Origin of the sequence: Marixanthomonas spongiae (assembly GCF_003095375.1) — a bacterium.
Taxonomy (GTDB): domain Bacteria; phylum Bacteroidota; class Bacteroidia; order Flavobacteriales; family Flavobacteriaceae; genus Marixanthomonas; species Marixanthomonas spongiae.
In genome coordinates this window covers 506,032-523,424 of sequence record NZ_QEHR01000001.1, presented here as the reverse complement: position 1 = coordinate 523,424, position 17,393 = coordinate 506,032, and the positions used below count along the sequence as shown (strand labels likewise).

The window sequence follows — 17,393 nt, the reverse complement described above, 5'->3', positions numbered from 1 at the left end:
TTCCTTAATTTTATACTTTAACTGATAGCGTTCAGTTTCAGGTCGCAAAAATACACAATATATAACAGAATTTTATGCCACTTTACAAAACTATAACAGTAAATAACGCGACTAAGGTCTTGATTTGGAAGATTGAAGAATCGTACGACTACCTTTCCGATGGGATCTCGCTCACCAACCATTGCCGCGAGCGTGTCGATAGCATGAAAAGCGATTTGCACCGCCGTGGGTTTATGAGCGTTCGGCATTTGTTGGCCGCCGCAGGTTATACCGATCACGATTTGTATTATGATGAAAAGGGAAAGCCGCACTTAACCGATGACAAATTCATTTCCATTACGCATTCTTTTATATTTTCGGCAATTATTATCAGTGATCAAGAAGTGGGCATCGATATTGAAAAGCAACGGCAAAAAATACTGAAAATAGCCCATAAATTCACTCCGATTGAAGAATATAGAACCCTCGCCAACGACGATGCCGTGATGCGCAAATTGACCATGGTTTGGGGCGCAAAAGAATCGCTATACAAAAGTTTTGCCCGAAAAGGCGTAAGTTTTCTAGAACATATTTATGTAGAAGATTTCCGTCTGGACGATATGAAATCCACAGCCGAAATTTCTTTTGAAGACAAAGAAGAAACCTATAACGTCTGGTTTTTGGAATTTGAAGGCTTTACCTGCGCCTATGCGTTAATTTCAGAAAAAGCTGGGGAATGAACCACGGGCACTACAACAAGATTTTATCAAGTATTTCAGCCTCGCCTTCCGGAAGACAGAAAAAAAGGAAAAGCTTAGCCGTACTGGTCGATCCTGATAAATTCAATGGTTCTGAAACCGTTTCTTTTCTTCAGCAACTTCCATCAGAAACTACGCACCTTTTCGTAGGCGGTAGTACCGATGCAAATGGCTATACCGAAGCTACCGTAAAAGCATTAAAAAATCATTCTCAACTGCCTGTAATTTTGTTTCCGGGCGATCATACACAAATAACAAGCTTTGCCGATGCCATTTTGTTTCTGTCTTTGTTGTCTGGCCGAAATCCCGAATATTTGGTGGGCCAACAATTAAAGGCTGTCGAAAAGTTGAAAAAATCGGACCTCGAAGTGATTTCCACAGGCTACATTTTGGTCGATGGCGGCACAGAATCTGCCGTAGCACGGGTGAGCAACACAAAACCGCTATCGCAAGAAGCAGTTTCAACAATTGTACATACGGCAATTGCCGGTGAATTTATGGGCGCGAAATTAATTTACTTAGAGGCTGGAAGTGGTGCCATAAACCCAGTAAAACCAAAGATCATTTCCGAAGTAAAAAAAGCTATTTCTATGCCACTTATTGTGGGTGGCGGTATTAAAACCGATGTCCAAAAAAAAGCTGCCTATAATGCCGGGGCCGATATGGTGGTCATGGGGACTGTTTTTGAAAATTAACGGTACCACATTTCAACAAGTTGCCAACGGTTATTCTTTCGAGTTGATCCATTGGGTAATGATGTCGCTAATGGTATTGTCTTCCCGCAATTGCAGTATTTGAAGGTCCACGGCCCTTCGCAGGTCGCTTTTCAAAGGAAAGATAAATCCATAATGTTGCGGTTGAATGTTCTTTTTGCTCAATATGAATTCTTCTTTGTCTTCGTTTTTAAATACATACTCCAGCGGTACTTCGTCATAGAGAACGGCATCTACTTGTTCATCTTTCAGCAGTTGGTATGCTTCATTAACATTGGTTACGGGTACGGGGCTTCCGCCCACATTCCGTACTTGATTGAGCACTTTGTCGTAGGAGGGTGTGGCCACCTTTTTTCCTTCTAGTTGCCCTAAATTTTTAATGGTCTTTTCTTGTTGGCTGCTAACGGTAAGGGTCGTGGCAATCCCTGCCACGAACGAGGTAGCCATTATCAGCGAAATAACCATCCAAGCGCCCATTACAAAACGGCCACGGGGTGTTTTAGGAGCGAAATCGCCATATCCTACGGTGGTCATGGTTACAATGGCCAGCCAAACCCCAATACCAATGCCCTTTATAGGATGGTCGCCGTACTCATCGGGAAATTTCCTGCCCTCCAGTAAATAAAACAGCGTCCCTACAATAGAGAGGATGATAAGCAGCAAGCAAACTGCATATAAAAAAGTGGACGAGAAAAATGGTTTTATATGGTCCCAAAACGAAAGGTCCAGCACCGGGGCCAAAATGGCGAGCTGGGTATCGAAAAAAGGCTGCGAAAAACTAACGGTTTCTGCCCGCCGGGAGTTAATGGTAATGGGGCCTACCAATACATCAATATCGCCATTTGCCGTGGCCTGCATTCCTTCTTTAACCGAGTCGAACTTTGTATACTGGTATTGGCGGTTCAAGCTAAAAGCAATTTCACGCCACAAATCGGGCACAATCCCTTCGGGCTTTTCGTTTTGTATATAAAACGGGGCTGAGCCTGTAATGCCCACACGTATGGCGGTAGTGTCCTGTGCTGTTTGCGCCGAAACGAAAAAACCGATTAAGAGAAGTAAAAGAAAACTGATTTTTTTGATCATAAAAAAATGATTTGTTGATTGTATTTTTATTCCAGCCAGTGTTAAAAAAGTAATGTGATTTTAGACTTCACAGGTTTCAAAAATCGGTGAGGTCTTTTCTAAATCTAAGGTGTTTAGACCTGCATTGCCGTAAAATATAGCGTATTTTTGCCAAAAACAACAATAGAATCCTTTTTAGTATTCAATGAGCGGAATTTACCTACATATTCCTTTTTGTAAACAAGCGTGTCATTATTGCGATTTTCATTTTTCGACATCCGTGAAGAAAAAAGGAGCAATGGTCGATGCGTTATGCAAAGAATTAATCCTTCGGAAAAAAGAAGTAACTGAAACCGTCCAGACTATTTATTTTGGTGGCGGAACACCGTCATTGCTTACTTCAGAAGAATTAAAGCAGCTGTTTGAAACGATATTTAAAAATTTTACGGTAGCTCCCGATGCTGAAATCACCCTTGAAGCCAACCCAGACGATTTAACAAAGAACCAAATTGAAACCATAGCAAACAGTCCAATAAACCGGTTAAGCATTGGCGTCCAGTCTTTTTTTGAAGCAGATTTAACCTTAATGAACCGCGCCCACAATGAAAAAGAAGCTTTTCTGTGCATTGAAGAAGCAAAAAAACACTTTAATAATATAAGCATCGACCTAATTTATGGTATTCCTGGAATGACCAACGACCGTTGGAAACAAAACTTGCATACCGCCATTTCACTTAATATTCCACATTTATCATGTTATGCCTTGACGGTAGAACCAAGAACCGCTTTAAAAAAATTCATCGAAAAAGGGATTGTTCTGCCCGTTGAAGATGCCGTGGCTGAAGCGCATTACAAAACGCTGCTCAAAGAAACCGAAATCGCCGGATTTGAAAACTACGAATTTTCAAACTTTGGAAAACCCGGCTATCACTCTCGAAACAATACCGCCTACTGGCAAGGAAAACCGTATTTGGGTATTGGTCCATCAGCACATGGATTTGATGGCAAAATCCGTAGTTGGAATGTGGCCAACAACACCAAATACATCAAGGCCATTGCAGCTGGGAAACTTCCACAGGAGCAGGAAACTTTATCTGTAAAAGACCGTTACAACGAATACATTATGACCGGTCTGCGTACCAAATGGGGAGTTTCGTTGGATAAATTGGAAGATTCTTTCGGAAGAAAATACAAAGAGTATGCGCTAGAGCAAGCTAATGAGCATTTAAAAAAAGGAATGCTTATAATAGCAGACAATTCGCTTAAAGTTTCCAAAAAAGGGAAGTTTTTAAGCGATGGCATCGCGTCCGATTTGTTTTTAACAGATTAATCTCACAATAGAATCGTATATTACATTTTTAAAAACCAAGTACTTGCGCGCCACTTTTAACATAGACGGAACATTAAAAACAATCGATCTTTCGAAGCCTTTAGACCTTTCGATTCCTTTGCGGGCTTCAGAAAAAAACCCGGAAGCCTGGTATTTACAACCGCCTAAAATCAAACCCGTTAAAATGGACGATTGGGTGGCGAAAGTAAGCGAAGGGGCTTCGGTTAATTTCAATAACATTGCCTTTAATCCGCACGCCCACGGAACGCATACGGAATGTGTGGGGCATATTTCAAAAGAATTCCATTCAATAAACGAAGTATTGAAGACCTTCTTTTTTTCGGCGGAAGTGATTTCGGTCGTTCCCGAAAAAATAGGCGATGATGAAATTATACCGGTTTGCGAAATTGAAGTGGCACTAAAAGATAAAAACCCCGAAGCGGTTGTCATTAGGACGTTGCCAAATACTTCAGAAAAAAAAGAAAAGCAGTGGTCGCGCACCAATTGGCCTTATTTGCACGAAGAGGCCGCGTTGTTGTTACGTGAAAAAGGCGTACAACATCTCTTGATCGATTTACCTTCAGTAGATAAAGAAAAAGACGAGGGAAAACTGTTGGCGCACAAAGCTTTTTGGAATTATCCTGAAAAGCCAAGGCACAAAACTACCATAACCGAATTTATTTACGTGCCCAACCAGGTGAAAGACGGAAGCTATTTGCTCAACCTGCAAATAGCGTCGTTTCATAACGATGCGTCGCCCAGTAAACCGGTTTTGTATAAATATATTTAGATGAAAACAATCCTTAAAATTGAAGAGCTTGCTCAATTTATATTCGGAATCTTCTTGTTCTCGCAATTGGATTTCTCGTGGTGGGTTTTTCCAGCCTTATTGTTAGTGCCCGATATTGGTATGTTAGGGTATACCATAAACCCGAGAATGGGAGCGGTTACGTATAATTTATTTCATCACAAAGCAATCGCAATCCTGTTAATTGTAGTGGGAATACTTTATTTTGGCGAAATTTGTACCTTAATAGGGGTTATTTTGTTTTCCCATTCAGCAATGGATCGGATTTTTGGGTATGGCTTAAAATATCCAGATAGTTTTAAAAACACACATTTAGGAAGCATAGGAAACAACTAATATGGAATTACTTTTTATAGGCTTGGCCGCCGGAGCCGTAGTGGCGTACTTCATTTTCTCTTGGTTTGTAGGTTCACGGAAAAAAGAGAAAGTGCATTCGCAGTCGGTGGTATTGATGGAGCGCATTCGCAGTGTCTGTAAGTTTATTACGGTGGAAGGCGATTTTTCTGAAATCTATCACTACGAAAGCGTAAAAGACAAGTGGCTAAACGTGATTTTGGGAAAGAAAAAAGCGCTTATTTTAATTGAAGCGAAAGCACATGTTGGTTTCGATCTTACGAAAATCAATATGAATGCCGACACCAAAAATAAAACCATCACCCTCACCAACTTCCCCCAACCCGAACTGATGACCATCGAAACCGACTTTAAATATTACGATAAGCGCGAAGGTTGGGCAAACCCCTTTACGTCATCCGATTTAACCGACATAAACCGCGAAGCCAAACAACATATTATAGATAAAGTGCCAAGCAGTGGTTTGTTGCTCGAAGCATCCAATCAAGCGATGGAAACCATAAAACTGATGGAAAAACTAGTGGAAACCATCAATTGGAAACTGGATTATTCGGCTTTGGAAACAGATCGCAACGCTCAGGAAAAAATTTCAGAAAGAAGTGAAAAGTAAGCGGTATTCATATTTAAATTTGATAGTTTTCTGCTTGCTTTTTTGGAGCGTTTTATTTTCTGCAAAAGCCCAAAACTACGAACAGGTAGCCGCCACCATTCAGTTATATCCTAAAAAGTTTGACAACCCAGAACAGCTTTCAAAATTTATCTCCCGCGATTTTACTTCCGAAGAAGATAAGGTCCGCGCCATTTATACGTGGATTGTAAACAATGTGGCGTATGAACCTTCGGAATACAAAAAATTCAATTATAACTTTAAAAATTTTAGGGAGCGCAACCAAAAGGAAGAAGCCACCCGCAAAAAAATAATCGAACGTACTTTACAAAAAGGAATCGCCGTTTGTGAAGGCTATGCGATGCTTTTTGAACGTTTATGTGAACTTCAGGGAATTAAAAACTACTTGGTGCGTGGCGATATCAAAGCCAGTTTTAATGATATTGGCCGTCCGTTTAAAAAAAACCACATGTGGAACATCGCCACCATTGATGGAAAGCAATATCTGTTCGATCCCACGTGGGGCGCTGGAAAATACAATGGAAAATTTATAAAAGAGCCAACCTATTTTTATTATAAAACACCCCCTAAACTGTTTTTTAAAACGCATTATCCGGCGCTATATGAAGATGCGTTGATCGATGCGGTAATCTCAAAGGAAGTATTTGCCAATATGCCGATTATCATTCCGGAAACGCTACGAAGGGAAGACGTGGAAAAACCGTTAACTGGCGTTATTTCTTCGGAAGATGATGATGGGATTATTGATTTTCAAATTCGAAATAGTAATCCTTCAAGTATTTCGTATTCCTTCGGAAAGGAGCCGATTGTTATTTCAGAAATTAAAAAAGAAGCGAATGTCATCAACTTTAAAGTTCCTTTGCAATTAGGTGTTTCCACACTTTTAATCTATTTTGACGACCAACCAGCGTTAGGCTATAAAATTGATTAGTATGCATATTGAAGCATTCCGAGAGTATTGTCTGTCAAAAAAAGGCGTGACCGAATCCTTGCCGTTTGGTCCAGATGTGTTGGTGTTTAAAGTAATGGATAAGATGTTTGCGTTATGTGCTTTGGAAAAAATGCCCGCTACCGCCAACTTAAAATGTGACCCAGAACGCGCCATAGAATTGAGAGAGGAATACGATGGACTTATCACAGCCGGTTATCATATGAGCAAAAAACATTGGAACACCGTCGAATTGGAACGCAACATTCCTGCTGATTTGCTACTAGAATTAATTGACCATTCGTATAATTTGGTAGTGCAAGGATTGACAAAAAAAGTACAAGCGGAATTAGAAAAGCTATAAAAAGAAAAATGAAGAAACCCGAATCGTTTTATAAAGAACAGATAACCAAACATACCGAAACCCTTAAAACCCTTAAAAAGCAACTAGCCTTTTCCGGAACGTTTCGATTGTTGGTTTTTTTGGCGTTGTGCGCAGGGGTTTATTTTACCTTCGGAAACACAAAACTTGTAATCGCCATCATCTTGGGAGGCATTGCGCTGTTTGTGTTTTTGGTGTCACGTCATAGTAATTTACAGTACAAACGTGATGTTACCAAAGCCTTGCTTGAAACCAATAACGTTGAACTGGAAGTGCTTAACAGAGCCTTCCATCATTTGCCGGATGGAGACAGCTATAAAAATCCGGAGCATGAATTTAGTCAGGATATTGATTTGTTCGGAAGAGGTTCTTTTTACCAATATATCAATAGAACGGCTTTGGAAAGTGGTTCAGACCACTTGGCGCATCTGCTTACTGAAAACGATATTGATAACATCACCAAGAAACAAGAAGCCATTCAAGAATTAGCTAAAAAGGCAACGTGGCGACAGCATTTTTCGGCGGTGGCTTCGTTGGTAAAAACGGAAGTTTCAGCAAACACTGTTTTAAATTGGTTGAACAGTTATAAAAGCTTTGTCCCGAATTGGATAAAAGTGGGTTCTACCGTTTTTTCTATTATTTCATTGGGTCTTTTAGTCGCCTATTTTTCAGGTTTTATTTCGGGATATATTGTGTTCGGCTGGTTTTTGCTCGGCCTTGTTATTAGCGGACGCTATTTGAAAAAAGTAAACGATTTATCACAGCATACGGCTAAAATACAAAGTACGTTTGAACAGTTTCATAAGTTGTTATTGGAAATTGAAACAGAAGATTTCAGCAGTAGTTTACTTTCCGAAAAAAAGAAAACCGTTGTAAGCGAAACCGAAAAAGCCTCTACCATCTTAAAACAATTTGCCAAGCACTTGGATGCATTGGACCAACGTAGCAACCTTTTGGTGGGCGTTGTTGCCAATGGTTTTATGTTGCGCGACCTTAGGCAATCGTACAATATCGAAAAATGGATTTCAGAACATAGCGAACACGTTGAGAAATGGATAGATAGCATTGTTTTCTTTGATGCCTACAACACCTTGGCCAATTACGTTTTTAACCATCCGCATCACGTTTTTCCATCAATTGCAACTTCGAATACACAATTGCAAGCAGATGGCGCCGGACACCCGTTGTTAGACCCTAACAAGTTGGTGCGAAATGATTTTAAAATAGCTTCGGAAGAATTTTTTATTGTCACCGGTGCTAACATGGCGGGGAAAAGCACCTTTTTACGTACGGTCGCTTTGCAAATTGTCATGGCAAATGTGGGGCTTCCGGTTTGTGCCACAAAATCGACGTATCAACCCATTAAACTCATTACCAGTATGCGGACGACCGATAGTTTAACGGACGACGAGTCGTACTTTTTCAGTGAGCTGAAACGGTTAAAATTTATTGTTGAAAAAATTAAAACCGATAAATACTTTATTATTCTGGACGAAATATTAAAAGGCACCAATAGCACCGATAAAGCGATTGGTTCTAAAAAGTTTGTGGAGAAATTAGTCGCTGGAAACGCCACAGGAATCATTGCCACGCACGATTTAAGTTTGTGTGAAGTTTCTGAAAGCATCCCGCAGGTAAAAAACTACTTTTTCGATGCCCGGATTGAAGATGACGAGCTGTTTTTTGATTACACCTTCAAACCCGGAATTTGCCAAAATATGAATGCCTCTTTTCTGCTGAAGAAAATGGAAATTGTTGATTAGACCCCTTACGGGGAAAATTCCAATATTCAAAAAACAAATTACAAAAGCAGAAAATTTTTATAAACGTTTATAAAGAAAGAGGTAAAAAAATAAGTGGATTATCTTTGTCTGGTTGAGCGCAGTCGAAACCTCTTTTTGAAATTTCTTAGTAAGTATAAATTAATTATTGAATGGATTCATTGACCCAAATTGTATTAGGCGCCGCGGTAGGGGAAGCCACCCTTGGAAAAACCATGGGCAACAAAGCCATGTTGTACGGAGCCATCGCCGGCACCATTCCAGACTTGGATGTGTTGTCCAGCAATTTTGTTGATACGGTCACCGCTTTGGAAATGCACCGTGGGTTTACGCATTCCATTGTGTTTTCGGTGGTTTTTGGCGGTTTTTTTGCTTGGCTTACTTCCTTATACGAAAAACGTGCTACGTTTAAACAATGGTACTGGTTGTGGTTTATGTGTTTTATCACGCATCCGTTGCTCGATGCGCATACCACTTGGGGCACGCAACTGTTTTGGCCTTTTGACCTTCGCTTGGCGTACAAAAATATATTTGTGATCGATCCATTATATACATTGCCGTTTTTAATATGTGTGATCTGGGCGGCTTTCTTGAAACGGGGAACTGAAAAACGCCGTAAAATAAACAATGCTGGCCTGATAATAAGTAGTGGTTATATGGCGATCACCTTGATCTTAAAAGGAATTACATATCATAAATTTACCAACGCATTGAACCAACAAAACATTGCCTACAAAGCTGTTGAAACCAAACCGAGTCCGTTTAACACCATTCTTTGGACCGCCAATGTTGAGGTGGACGATGCTTTTTTAATTGGCGATTACTCTTTTTTTGATAGCAAACCCATTCAGTTTTATAGGCATCCCAAGAATCATGCAGCCTTAGGCGATTTAAAGAAAGAAAATAAAGTACAGCGTCTTATTGCGATTTCCAATGGTTGGTACGCCATTTCTGAAAAGGAAAACCAAATTTATTTTAACGATTTACGTTTTGGGTTACTGAGCGTGGACCCACAAACCGAAAAATATGCGTTTAGCTACCGGTTAGAGCCAACTTCAAAAGGTGTAAACGTTGTTGAAGAACCCAAAAACAGGGATGATGCCAAAAAATTGTTGGCTGATCTTTGGGAACGGGTAAAGGGAAACTAAATTTCAGTATTCAGTAAGCAGAGGCAACTTATTTTAGTCCGATAACATCATCCCTTACCTCTTCTCTCCACTTTTTTCCAAACTTTTTATCTAAAAAGTCAAAAACTGTACTATTATATTGTTTTACACAGTTTTCTGCTGGTGGCGTATCACCAAAATCTTGGAAAATAATTCCATATTTTTTAGCGAACTTATTGTCTTCAAAAGATACATAAGGTGCTATACCGCTAATTAAAAGCAACCTTGGTTTGTCATTTTGAATATCTTGTTCGGCGATCTCTTTACTAACTTCACAATTTGCATCTACAATTAAATTAAAATCTGAAATTGAAGATGAGTCGATTTCAAATCTAAATTTTTTAGGATTCGGATTATAGTCAATAACCATTATTTTGTATGTTCCACTTTTTAGGTTGTCAAATTTGTAATTTCCTAAACTATCAATTTCCGTAATGTGATTGTTAGGAAGTAAAACTATTGAGGCAAATTTTGGCGAGATTGATTCACTTCCAAAATATACTTTGAGATTTCCACTAACTGAAAATTCACTCAAACTTGTTTGTCCCAATAAAGGAATGTTTATTAATAAAACTATTAAAGTAAGCTTCTTCATTTTTTTTATTCTTATTAAAAAATTAATACCAAATACCTACTTATAACTTAACAACTCGTATCCGCCACAATTTTCCACTCGCCATTAATTTTTTTGAAAATAATCATAAACACCCCATTGGCATCGCCTAGGTTTCGTTTTAAATGATATTCGCCCATGACCCAATAACTATCATCACTAATTTTTGAAATGTCCTTGATGGTAAAGTTTAACATACCAGAATGTTCTTTCGTTGGATATCCTTTTTTATAGTTGTCCAACGTTTGTTGCCAGCCTTTGGTGAGGCCGTTACTGCCATAAAATTTTAAGGAATCACTTTTCCAATAGCCTTGCATAAAACCTTCTAGATCGTTATTGGACCATGCTTTTTCTTGCATTTTCATGACGGTTAAAATCGCGGCTTTGTCTTCGGCTTCGGTTTGGGCAAAGGCTGTGGTTAGGGTGAAAAAAGTGATTAAGAATAGTAGTTTTTTCATTGTATAGGTTTTAATTGTGATGTATGCTATATTTAGGATTGAAAATTGCTCAAAACTAGTCGAATTTGCCGAATTTGCGATTGTACTTGGTTAAGGTAAGTTTTTTTTATCTTACTGATTAATTATGCAATTTGCGACTTTCTCTCCATAACCATTTTCAATACTTTTAAAATCATAACTTGTGATTTTCCACTTTCTGTCTTTATCATATATAATTACCTTTTTGTCACTTTTTGTTATCTCTAAAATTTTCGTCTTTTTATGAAAGTAGTAGTTTTCTTTACCATATTGTTTTTCAACAAACTGCTTGGCGTCTTCATTAAAATATGGGGCGAATTGAGCTGAATGAGTAGAATAAGTCACGATGTGTATTTTTCTTCCAAAACATTTTTTCAGATTTGAAACTAACAGATTTGATATATCAGTATACTGAATAGTGGTATCATTATTATCTTTCGGGAATTTATCTTCAAAATGCTTTCTGGCTTTATTCTTACTTCCATATGTTGTCTTAATAGTTCTAACGGGCGCTTGTTCAATTTGATAATTTATATCTTTTTCTGAAAGAGCTGTGTAATATTTATTTATAATTTCTTCCGCTTTGATGTAAGTTAATTTAGAGGAACAAGATGAAAATAGAAATGAAAAAATTAAGATGCAGATTATTCTTTTCAAATTAGAAGTGTTTTTTAGCATAAAATGTCTTATTTATTGAAAAGGTACTTCTCAACACTCAATTAGTTTACTGTTTAGGATGTATTGCCTTTTAAATTTCCTAAAATAGAAATATAAAGATACACAATCCCCAATTTACTTTTACAATCTGTAATTTTGCACCCACAAATCCGACAAGTACAATAGTTTGCTATGGAAAAGTATTTTCAGATATTTAAAGATTCTTATGTAGGGTATTTCAACTATTTGTTGGATGAGATCACCCGTTTCCATTGGGAAAATTATTTCTACGGACTTATTGTCGTGTCGGTAGTGGTTTGGTTGTTGGAACTGCTGTTCCCGTGGCGGAAAAACCAAAAAGTGTTCCGTAAAGACTTTTGGTTGGATACTTTTTATATGTTCTTCAACTTCTTTTTGCTGAACTTGATTGTACTTATATTCTTATCTAATGCTACGGCAGCTGTGTTTAACGATTTTCTCGGGTTGGTTGGATTGCACGTTTCAGATTTTGAATTACTAAATGTCGATGCTTTACCGTATGGATTGGGACTCTTGGTCTTCTTTCTGGTTTCAGATTTTGTACAATGGAACACCCATAGGTTGTTGCATAGCGTGCCCATACTTTGGAAATTCCATCAAGTGCACCATTCCGTTAAGGAAATGGGCTTTGCGGCTCATTTGCGCTATCACTGGATGGAACCGGTGGTCTATAAATCCATTTTATACATTCCATTGGCAATTATCGGTGGGTTTGATGTAACCGATGTAGCGATTGTCCATTTCACTGCTTTAACCATTGGCCACCTTAACCATGCGAACTTGGGGTGGGACTACGGAATTTTAAAATATATTTTCAATAACCCGAAGATGCACATTTGGCATCACGCTAAAGTTTTGCCAAAACACACCAAATACGGTGTTAATTACGGCATTAGTTTAAGTATTTGGGATTATCTTTTTGGAACAAACCATATTCCGCACAACGGAAGGGATATAGAACTCGGCTTTGACGGGGACGAACAGTTTCCGCAACACTTTATTCACCAAAGTATCTATCCCATAAAAACCAAAAAACGAAAGTATCCGTATATAAGGGTACAAAAAGAAAAATCATGAACTATTTTATTAAAGTAACAGCAGTATTAATTGTTTTGGTTTCAATGGTAAGTTGCAACTTAACTTCGGCAGCAGGATTGACCAGCCAAGGACAGCCAACCAAAGAGGTTAAAGGCGAATTAACTTCCACCACAGCGAATTCTGCTGTAAATTTTGACCATTCAGCTTGGGACAACTTGTTGAAAAAGCATGTAGATTCAGAAGGAATGGTCGATTATAAAGGTTTTAAAAATGACCGTGAAGCCCTTAACAAATACCTTCAAAAACTATCTGCAACCGAACCAACCAATAAGTGGAGCGTTCAAGAATTATTGGCGTTTTACATAAACTTATACAATGCTTACACAGTCGATCTTATATTGAACAATTACCCCGTAAAAAGTATAAAAGATATTGATGGCGCCTTTACCAAAGGGTTTATTCCCGTAGGCGATCGTGAATTGTCCCTGGGAGGTATTGAAAACGGAATTCTTCGTAAAATGAACGAACCCCGTATTCACTTTGCTATTAACTGTGCTTCCATTTCGTGCCCAAAATTGTTGGACGAAGCCTATACCGCTTCAAAAATCAATGAACAGTTAGATGAGGTAACCCGCGAGTTTATCAATAGCGATAAAAACGACATTACTGCCAATAACCCTAAAGTTTCAGCTATATTTAAATGGTATGCTAAAGATTATACCGTAAACGGAAGGAAAGACGTTATCGGTTTTATAAACAAGTATAGTGACACCGAAATCAACCCGAGGGTAGCGTTACAGTACAAAGATTATAATTGGGAGTTGAACGAACAGAAATAATTTTTCTGAAGTTATTTGGCCCGGATAAAACTCCCGGGCTATTTATTTCGTAAGTTTAGCCTATGATCAGTATTGTTATTCCCGTTTTAAATGAAGCAGCAACCATAGTTTCTTTACTGGATCATCTAACTACGGTTTCTTCTGAAGAAAATATAGCCGAAATCATCATTGCTGACGGCGGGAGTATCGATGGTACGCAAGAAAAAACAAAAAACTATAAACCTCACGGGTTTTCAAATCCTGTGAGGTTTTTTTCTTCTGAAAAAGGAAGGGCCAAACAAATGAACACGGGGGCCAAACACGCAACAGGAAATATTCTTTATTTCCTTCACGCCGATTCGTTTCCCCCGAAAGATTTTGATAAACTAATTATTTCCGAAGTAGAAAGTGGAAACCCCGCAGGATGTTTCAGGATGCAGTTTGACAGTAACCATTGGTGGCTGCAGTTGGCAAGTTGGTTGACCAAGTTTAGTTGGCGCGCATGCCGTGGCGGCGATCAAAGTCAGTTCATCACGCGTAAATTATTTGATGAAATAGGCGGTTACGATGAAAACTATATAATTTACGAAGATAACATCCTCATTAACGAACTCTATGCACGCAACAACTTTGTGGTCATTAATAAAAAATTGACATCTTCCGCCCGATTGTACCGCGAAAAAGGAGTTTGGTACGTACAATATCACTTTTGGGCCATTTATGTGAAAAAATGGTTGGGTGCCGATGCAGACGAGTTGTTCGACTATTATTGCAAGCACTTACGTAATAACAAGCAGGAAAAGACCATTTCCGTAGAAACTCCAAGAAAGGTTGTTGCGGATAAATAAATTTATGATTTACTTGTATTACCGTCTTCAAGATTCCTTCCTTGAAATTTTATGATTTTCTAAACACTGGAACAACTTAGTTGGTTGTATTTTGAGGGTACAAAACCAAAAAAAAAACCGACTATGAACATTTTTGAAGCAATAAGAAAAGACCACGACAAACAACGTGAATTGTGTAAGCTAGTCACCTCTACTTCGGGCGACAGCAAAGGCCGAAAAGAAATGTGGGAAAAATTAAAACACGAATTGCAAGTTCACGCAGATGCCGAAGAACGCACCTTTTACAGTCCGCTTATTCAGAATGATATGATGCAAGACCATGCCCGTCACGGAATTGCAGAACATCATGAAATGGACGAGTTAATCGAAAAAATTGATGAAACCGATTTAGATTCTCCCGCTTGGTTGGTTCACGCCAAGCAGCTTTGCGAAAAAGTAGAACACCACTTAGAAGATGAAGAACATACATTTTTCCAATTAGCAGGAAAAGTTTTTACCGAAGAACAGAAAGTTTCCATTGGTGAAGAATACTTACGGGTGATGAAAGAAAAACGATAAACTACTCATCAATCGCGTAATAATACTGCACCACCAATTGTGATGGTTTATTTTGTACTGTAAACTGATTATTAAGACCACCGCCAGAGTTGTCGTGGTCTATAAACCATTTCCATAAAAACCCGCCGGCCATCCACGGTTCTTGCCAAACTTCTTCAAAAAGGGCGACCAATAAAGTACCTTGGTTGTCGTGGTTTACGGTTTTTCGCTCTCTGCCACTGTGCCAAGGTTCTTTCCCGGCAAAGTCGGTGTTTCTGTAGCCATATTCAGTAAACAGTATTTTTTTGTTGTGTTTTCTGGAAACGGTTTTCAGTTCATTTTTCCAGGTTGACCATCCGTATTTAGCTTCTTGCAATGTTGGTGTTTCTTTTTCTGAAATAGGAAAATACGCATCCACGCCAATGAAATCCAACTGGTTCCAGAAAGGAACACGCGCGTACTCATCCCAGTTGGCAGCATACGTTAACTTACCAGAATAAACTTGTTTAATTTCTGAAATTAATTGCGTCCAGTATGCGGGCCTATGTTTAATGAATAGCTCTAATTCGGTGCCAATACATAGGAGTGGGACATTGGTCTCTTTGGCAAGACGCGCAAAATCGAGGATAAAGTTGCGGTAGGAGGCTTCCAATAGTTTCCAATCTTCTTCCGTAGTCATGGAAAGATGTCCGGTAAATTCACCATTCCAAACCCAAATTTGAGGTTTCAGCATCACGTTGATATTGTTTTGTTGTAGCTTGAAAATATACTGTTTGGTGCCTTCTATCGTTTCGCCATACCATTGCCGGTCCGTGTTGTATAAAATTTCTGGATGGTCCAACCGCTCTATAAACCCAAAAGGTATAACGGCCGCATAATTGGCGTTTAACTGTACAAGAGGGGTTACGTGTTTTTCTGAAATGGAATCGCGTGAGGCTACAAAACTGATGCCTTTAATTGTTGTTTGTTGAGCAATTGCACAAAAGTTCAGCAATATATAAAAAATAAAAAGTGATTTTTTCATTAAAACAAGCTACTATAAATGCCACGGAAAAGTACGGTAATTATTGATAAGGAAAAAGATATTGTTCTTATGGCCTAATTTCAAATCTCGTTTGTTTGTAATTCCGTACATTTAAATACGACCTAAACGCAACACTTTTCATTCTATGGAACACATCGTCATTATTGGCAACGGCATTGCTGGCGTAACGGCAGCCCGACATATTCGAAAAAATTCCGATAAAAAAGTAACCCTTATTTCTGCTGAAGCAGATTATTTTTTTTCCCGAACGGCTCTTATGTATGTGTATATGGGCCATATGCGCTGGTGGGATATTGAACCATACGAAAGCTATTTTTGGGAGAAAAACGACTTAAACCTTAAAAATGCCTACGTAGAGAAGGTCGATACCGATGCCAAAACGCTTCATTTTGCTGAAGGGGGCACCACGCAATACGATAAATTAATTATCGCTTCCGGCTCTACCACCAATACCTATGGTTGGGAAGGGCTCGATTTAAACGGCGTGCAGGGTTTGGTGACCAAACAAGATTTAGAAGAACTGGAAAAAAACGCCCCTAATAAAGAAGAGTGCCCTCATGCCGTTATTGTAGGCGGCGGATTGATTGGCGTGGAAATGGCCGAAATGCTCCGCACCCGAGGAATAGAAGTAACCATGTTGGTTCGTGAAGAAGCTTTTTGGACCAATGCCTTGCCCCACGGTGAAGCTGAAATGTTATCACGGCATATTCAATCACACGGCGTTGACATCCGTCATGAAACCAATCTAGATAAAATAATAGGTGACGAGGATGGGAATGTACGCTCTGTCATTGTTAAAGAAACAGGAGAGGAAATTCCGTGTAAAGTAGTAGGGATTACTACGGGTGTAAAACCGAATATTAAATTTTTAAAAGATTCCGGGATTGAAACCGATAAAGGTATTTTGGTCAACCGTAAACTGGAAACAAACGTAAGAGACGTCTATGCCAGTGGCGATTGTGCCCAACAACGCGAACCCATTGGCAACCGCCCTCCTGTTGAAGCCGTTTGGTACACTGGCCGCATTATGGGCGAAACGGTGGCGCAAACCATTTGCGGCAATCCGTGGGAATACAACCCTGGAAACTGGTTTAACAGTGCCAAATTTTTCGATATTGAATACCAAACTTACGGTTGGGTGCAGCCCAAAGAACGACGGAAGGATTTTGAAGCGCAATTCCACTGGAAATGTAAAAGCGATTTACGGGCCGTTACCGTTTCTTATCACAAAGAAACAAATGAATTTTTGGGCATAAATACCTTCGGAATCCGGATGCGCCACGAAGTTTTTGACCGCTGGCTCAATGAAAACCGGGATGTCGATTATGTGATGCAGCATTTAAAACAAGCCAATTTTGATCCTGAATTTTATAAGCGATATGAAAACGAAATCTATTCAGCATATAAAGACCAACAACCTGTAACCACATAAT

At 39.0% G+C, this 17,393-nt stretch carries 20 protein-coding genes; 15 read left to right on the top strand and 5 right to left on the bottom strand.

Features of this window, described 5'->3' with window-relative positions:
• Positions 1–74: 74 nt before the first annotated feature.
• Both DDV96_RS02485 and DDV96_RS02480 read left to right on the top strand, forming a co-directional pair.
• Positions 75–719 carry a 4'-phosphopantetheinyl transferase family protein gene (locus DDV96_RS02485; RefSeq protein ID WP_116693141.1) on the top strand — a complete coding sequence of 215 codons (645 nt, stop codon included), beginning with the start codon at positions 75–77 and terminating at the stop codon, positions 717–719.
• On the top strand, positions 716–1,432 hold the full coding sequence (locus tag DDV96_RS02480; RefSeq protein WP_116693140.1) for a geranylgeranylglyceryl/heptaprenylglyceryl phosphate synthase: 717 nt from the start codon (positions 716–718) through the stop codon (positions 1,430–1,432). Before DDV96_RS02485 ends, DDV96_RS02480 begins: the two co-directional genes overlap by 4 nt.
• 30 nt (positions 1,433–1,462) lie before the next feature.
• On the opposite strand, the gene DDV96_RS02475 is transcribed toward DDV96_RS02480, so the two are convergent.
• On the bottom strand, positions 1,463–2,533 hold the full coding sequence (locus tag DDV96_RS02475) for a transporter substrate-binding domain-containing protein (protein ID WP_116693139.1): 1,071 nt from the start codon (positions 2,531–2,533) through the stop codon (positions 1,463–1,465).
• A gap of 184 nt (positions 2,534–2,717) precedes the next feature.
• On the opposite strand from DDV96_RS02475, the gene hemW reads away from it, so the two are divergent.
• From hemW to DDV96_RS02435, 8 genes are all read left to right on the top strand, one after another.
• A complete protein-coding gene (gene hemW, locus DDV96_RS02470; RefSeq protein WP_116693138.1) occupies positions 2,718–3,842 on the top strand; it encodes a radical SAM family heme chaperone HemW in 1,125 nt (374 codons plus the stop codon).
• Positions 3,843–3,885: 43 nt separating this feature from the next.
• A complete protein-coding gene (locus DDV96_RS02465; RefSeq protein WP_116693137.1) occupies positions 3,886–4,632 on the top strand; it encodes a cyclase family protein in 747 nt (248 codons plus the stop codon).
• On the top strand, positions 4,633–4,986 hold the full coding sequence (locus DDV96_RS02460) for a DUF4260 domain-containing protein (protein ID WP_116693136.1): 354 nt from the start codon (positions 4,633–4,635) through the stop codon (positions 4,984–4,986). It begins immediately after the preceding gene.
• 1 nt (position 4,987) lies between these two features.
• The gene (locus tag DDV96_RS02455) at positions 4,988–5,614 is read left to right on the top strand and encodes a DUF4230 domain-containing protein (protein WP_116693135.1); all 627 of its coding nucleotides are present in this window, start codon (positions 4,988–4,990) and stop codon (positions 5,612–5,614) included.
• A gap of 19 nt (positions 5,615–5,633) precedes the next feature.
• Positions 5,634–6,563 carry a transglutaminase domain-containing protein gene (locus DDV96_RS02450; protein ID WP_165805943.1) on the top strand — a complete coding sequence of 310 codons (930 nt, stop codon included), beginning with the start codon at positions 5,634–5,636 and terminating at the stop codon, positions 6,561–6,563.
• 1 nt (position 6,564) lies between these two features.
• Complete coding sequence (locus tag DDV96_RS02445; protein WP_116693133.1) at positions 6,565–6,924, top strand: MmcQ/YjbR family DNA-binding protein; 360 nt, start codon at positions 6,565–6,567, stop codon at positions 6,922–6,924.
• A gap of 8 nt (positions 6,925–6,932) precedes the next feature.
• On the top strand, positions 6,933–8,705 hold the full coding sequence (locus tag DDV96_RS02440; protein WP_116693132.1) for a MutS-related protein: 1,773 nt from the start codon (positions 6,933–6,935) through the stop codon (positions 8,703–8,705).
• Positions 8,706–8,875: 170 nt separating this feature from the next.
• Positions 8,876–9,871, top strand: coding sequence for a metal-dependent hydrolase (locus DDV96_RS02435; RefSeq protein WP_116693131.1), 996 nt, complete (start codon positions 8,876–8,878; stop codon positions 9,869–9,871).
• 28 nt (positions 9,872–9,899) lie between these two features.
• Here DDV96_RS02435 and DDV96_RS02430 read toward each other — a convergent pair whose 3' ends face one another.
• From DDV96_RS02430 to DDV96_RS02420, 3 genes are all read right to left on the bottom strand, one after another.
• The gene (locus DDV96_RS02430; protein WP_116693130.1) at positions 9,900–10,484 is read right to left on the bottom strand and encodes an FEKKY domain-containing protein; all 585 of its coding nucleotides are present in this window, start codon (positions 10,482–10,484) and stop codon (positions 9,900–9,902) included.
• Positions 10,485–10,531: 47 nt separating this feature from the next.
• Positions 10,532–10,960 (bottom strand): YybH family protein, encoded by a 429-nt coding sequence (locus DDV96_RS02425; RefSeq protein WP_116693129.1) that lies wholly within the window; start codon positions 10,958–10,960, stop codon positions 10,532–10,534.
• 111 nt (positions 10,961–11,071) lie between these two features.
• Complete coding sequence (locus DDV96_RS02420) at positions 11,072–11,635, bottom strand: hypothetical protein (RefSeq protein WP_133240800.1); 564 nt, start codon at positions 11,633–11,635, stop codon at positions 11,072–11,074.
• A gap of 192 nt (positions 11,636–11,827) precedes the next feature.
• Between DDV96_RS02420 and DDV96_RS02415 the strand changes: the two genes are divergently transcribed.
• The 4 genes from DDV96_RS02415 (at position 11,828) to DDV96_RS02400 (ending at position 14,936) form a co-directional block, all read left to right on the top strand.
• Complete coding sequence (locus DDV96_RS02415) at positions 11,828–12,751, top strand: sterol desaturase family protein (protein WP_116693127.1); 924 nt, start codon at positions 11,828–11,830, stop codon at positions 12,749–12,751.
• Positions 12,748–13,551 carry a DUF547 domain-containing protein gene (locus tag DDV96_RS02410; protein ID WP_116693126.1) on the top strand — a complete coding sequence of 268 codons (804 nt, stop codon included), beginning with the start codon at positions 12,748–12,750 and terminating at the stop codon, positions 13,549–13,551. Before DDV96_RS02415 ends, DDV96_RS02410 begins: the two co-directional genes overlap by 4 nt.
• 62 nt (positions 13,552–13,613) lie before the next feature.
• Positions 13,614–14,378 (top strand): TIGR04283 family arsenosugar biosynthesis glycosyltransferase, encoded by a 765-nt coding sequence (locus DDV96_RS02405; protein ID WP_116693125.1) that lies wholly within the window; start codon positions 13,614–13,616, stop codon positions 14,376–14,378.
• Positions 14,379–14,501: 123 nt separating this feature from the next.
• Entirely contained in the window at positions 14,502–14,936 is a 435-nt protein-coding gene (locus DDV96_RS02400; protein ID WP_116693124.1) for a hemerythrin domain-containing protein, read from the top strand.
• Between the two features lies 1 nt (position 14,937).
• On the opposite strand, the gene DDV96_RS02395 is transcribed toward DDV96_RS02400, so the two are convergent.
• Entirely contained in the window at positions 14,938–15,939 is a 1,002-nt protein-coding gene (locus DDV96_RS02395; protein WP_116693123.1) for a glycoside hydrolase family 113, read from the bottom strand.
• A 145-nt stretch (positions 15,940–16,084) separates the two neighbouring features.
• On the opposite strand from DDV96_RS02395, the gene DDV96_RS02390 reads away from it, so the two are divergent.
• Entirely contained in the window at positions 16,085–17,392 is a 1,308-nt protein-coding gene (locus DDV96_RS02390) for an NAD(P)/FAD-dependent oxidoreductase (protein ID WP_116693122.1), read from the top strand.
• Position 17,393 lies beyond the last annotated feature (1 nt).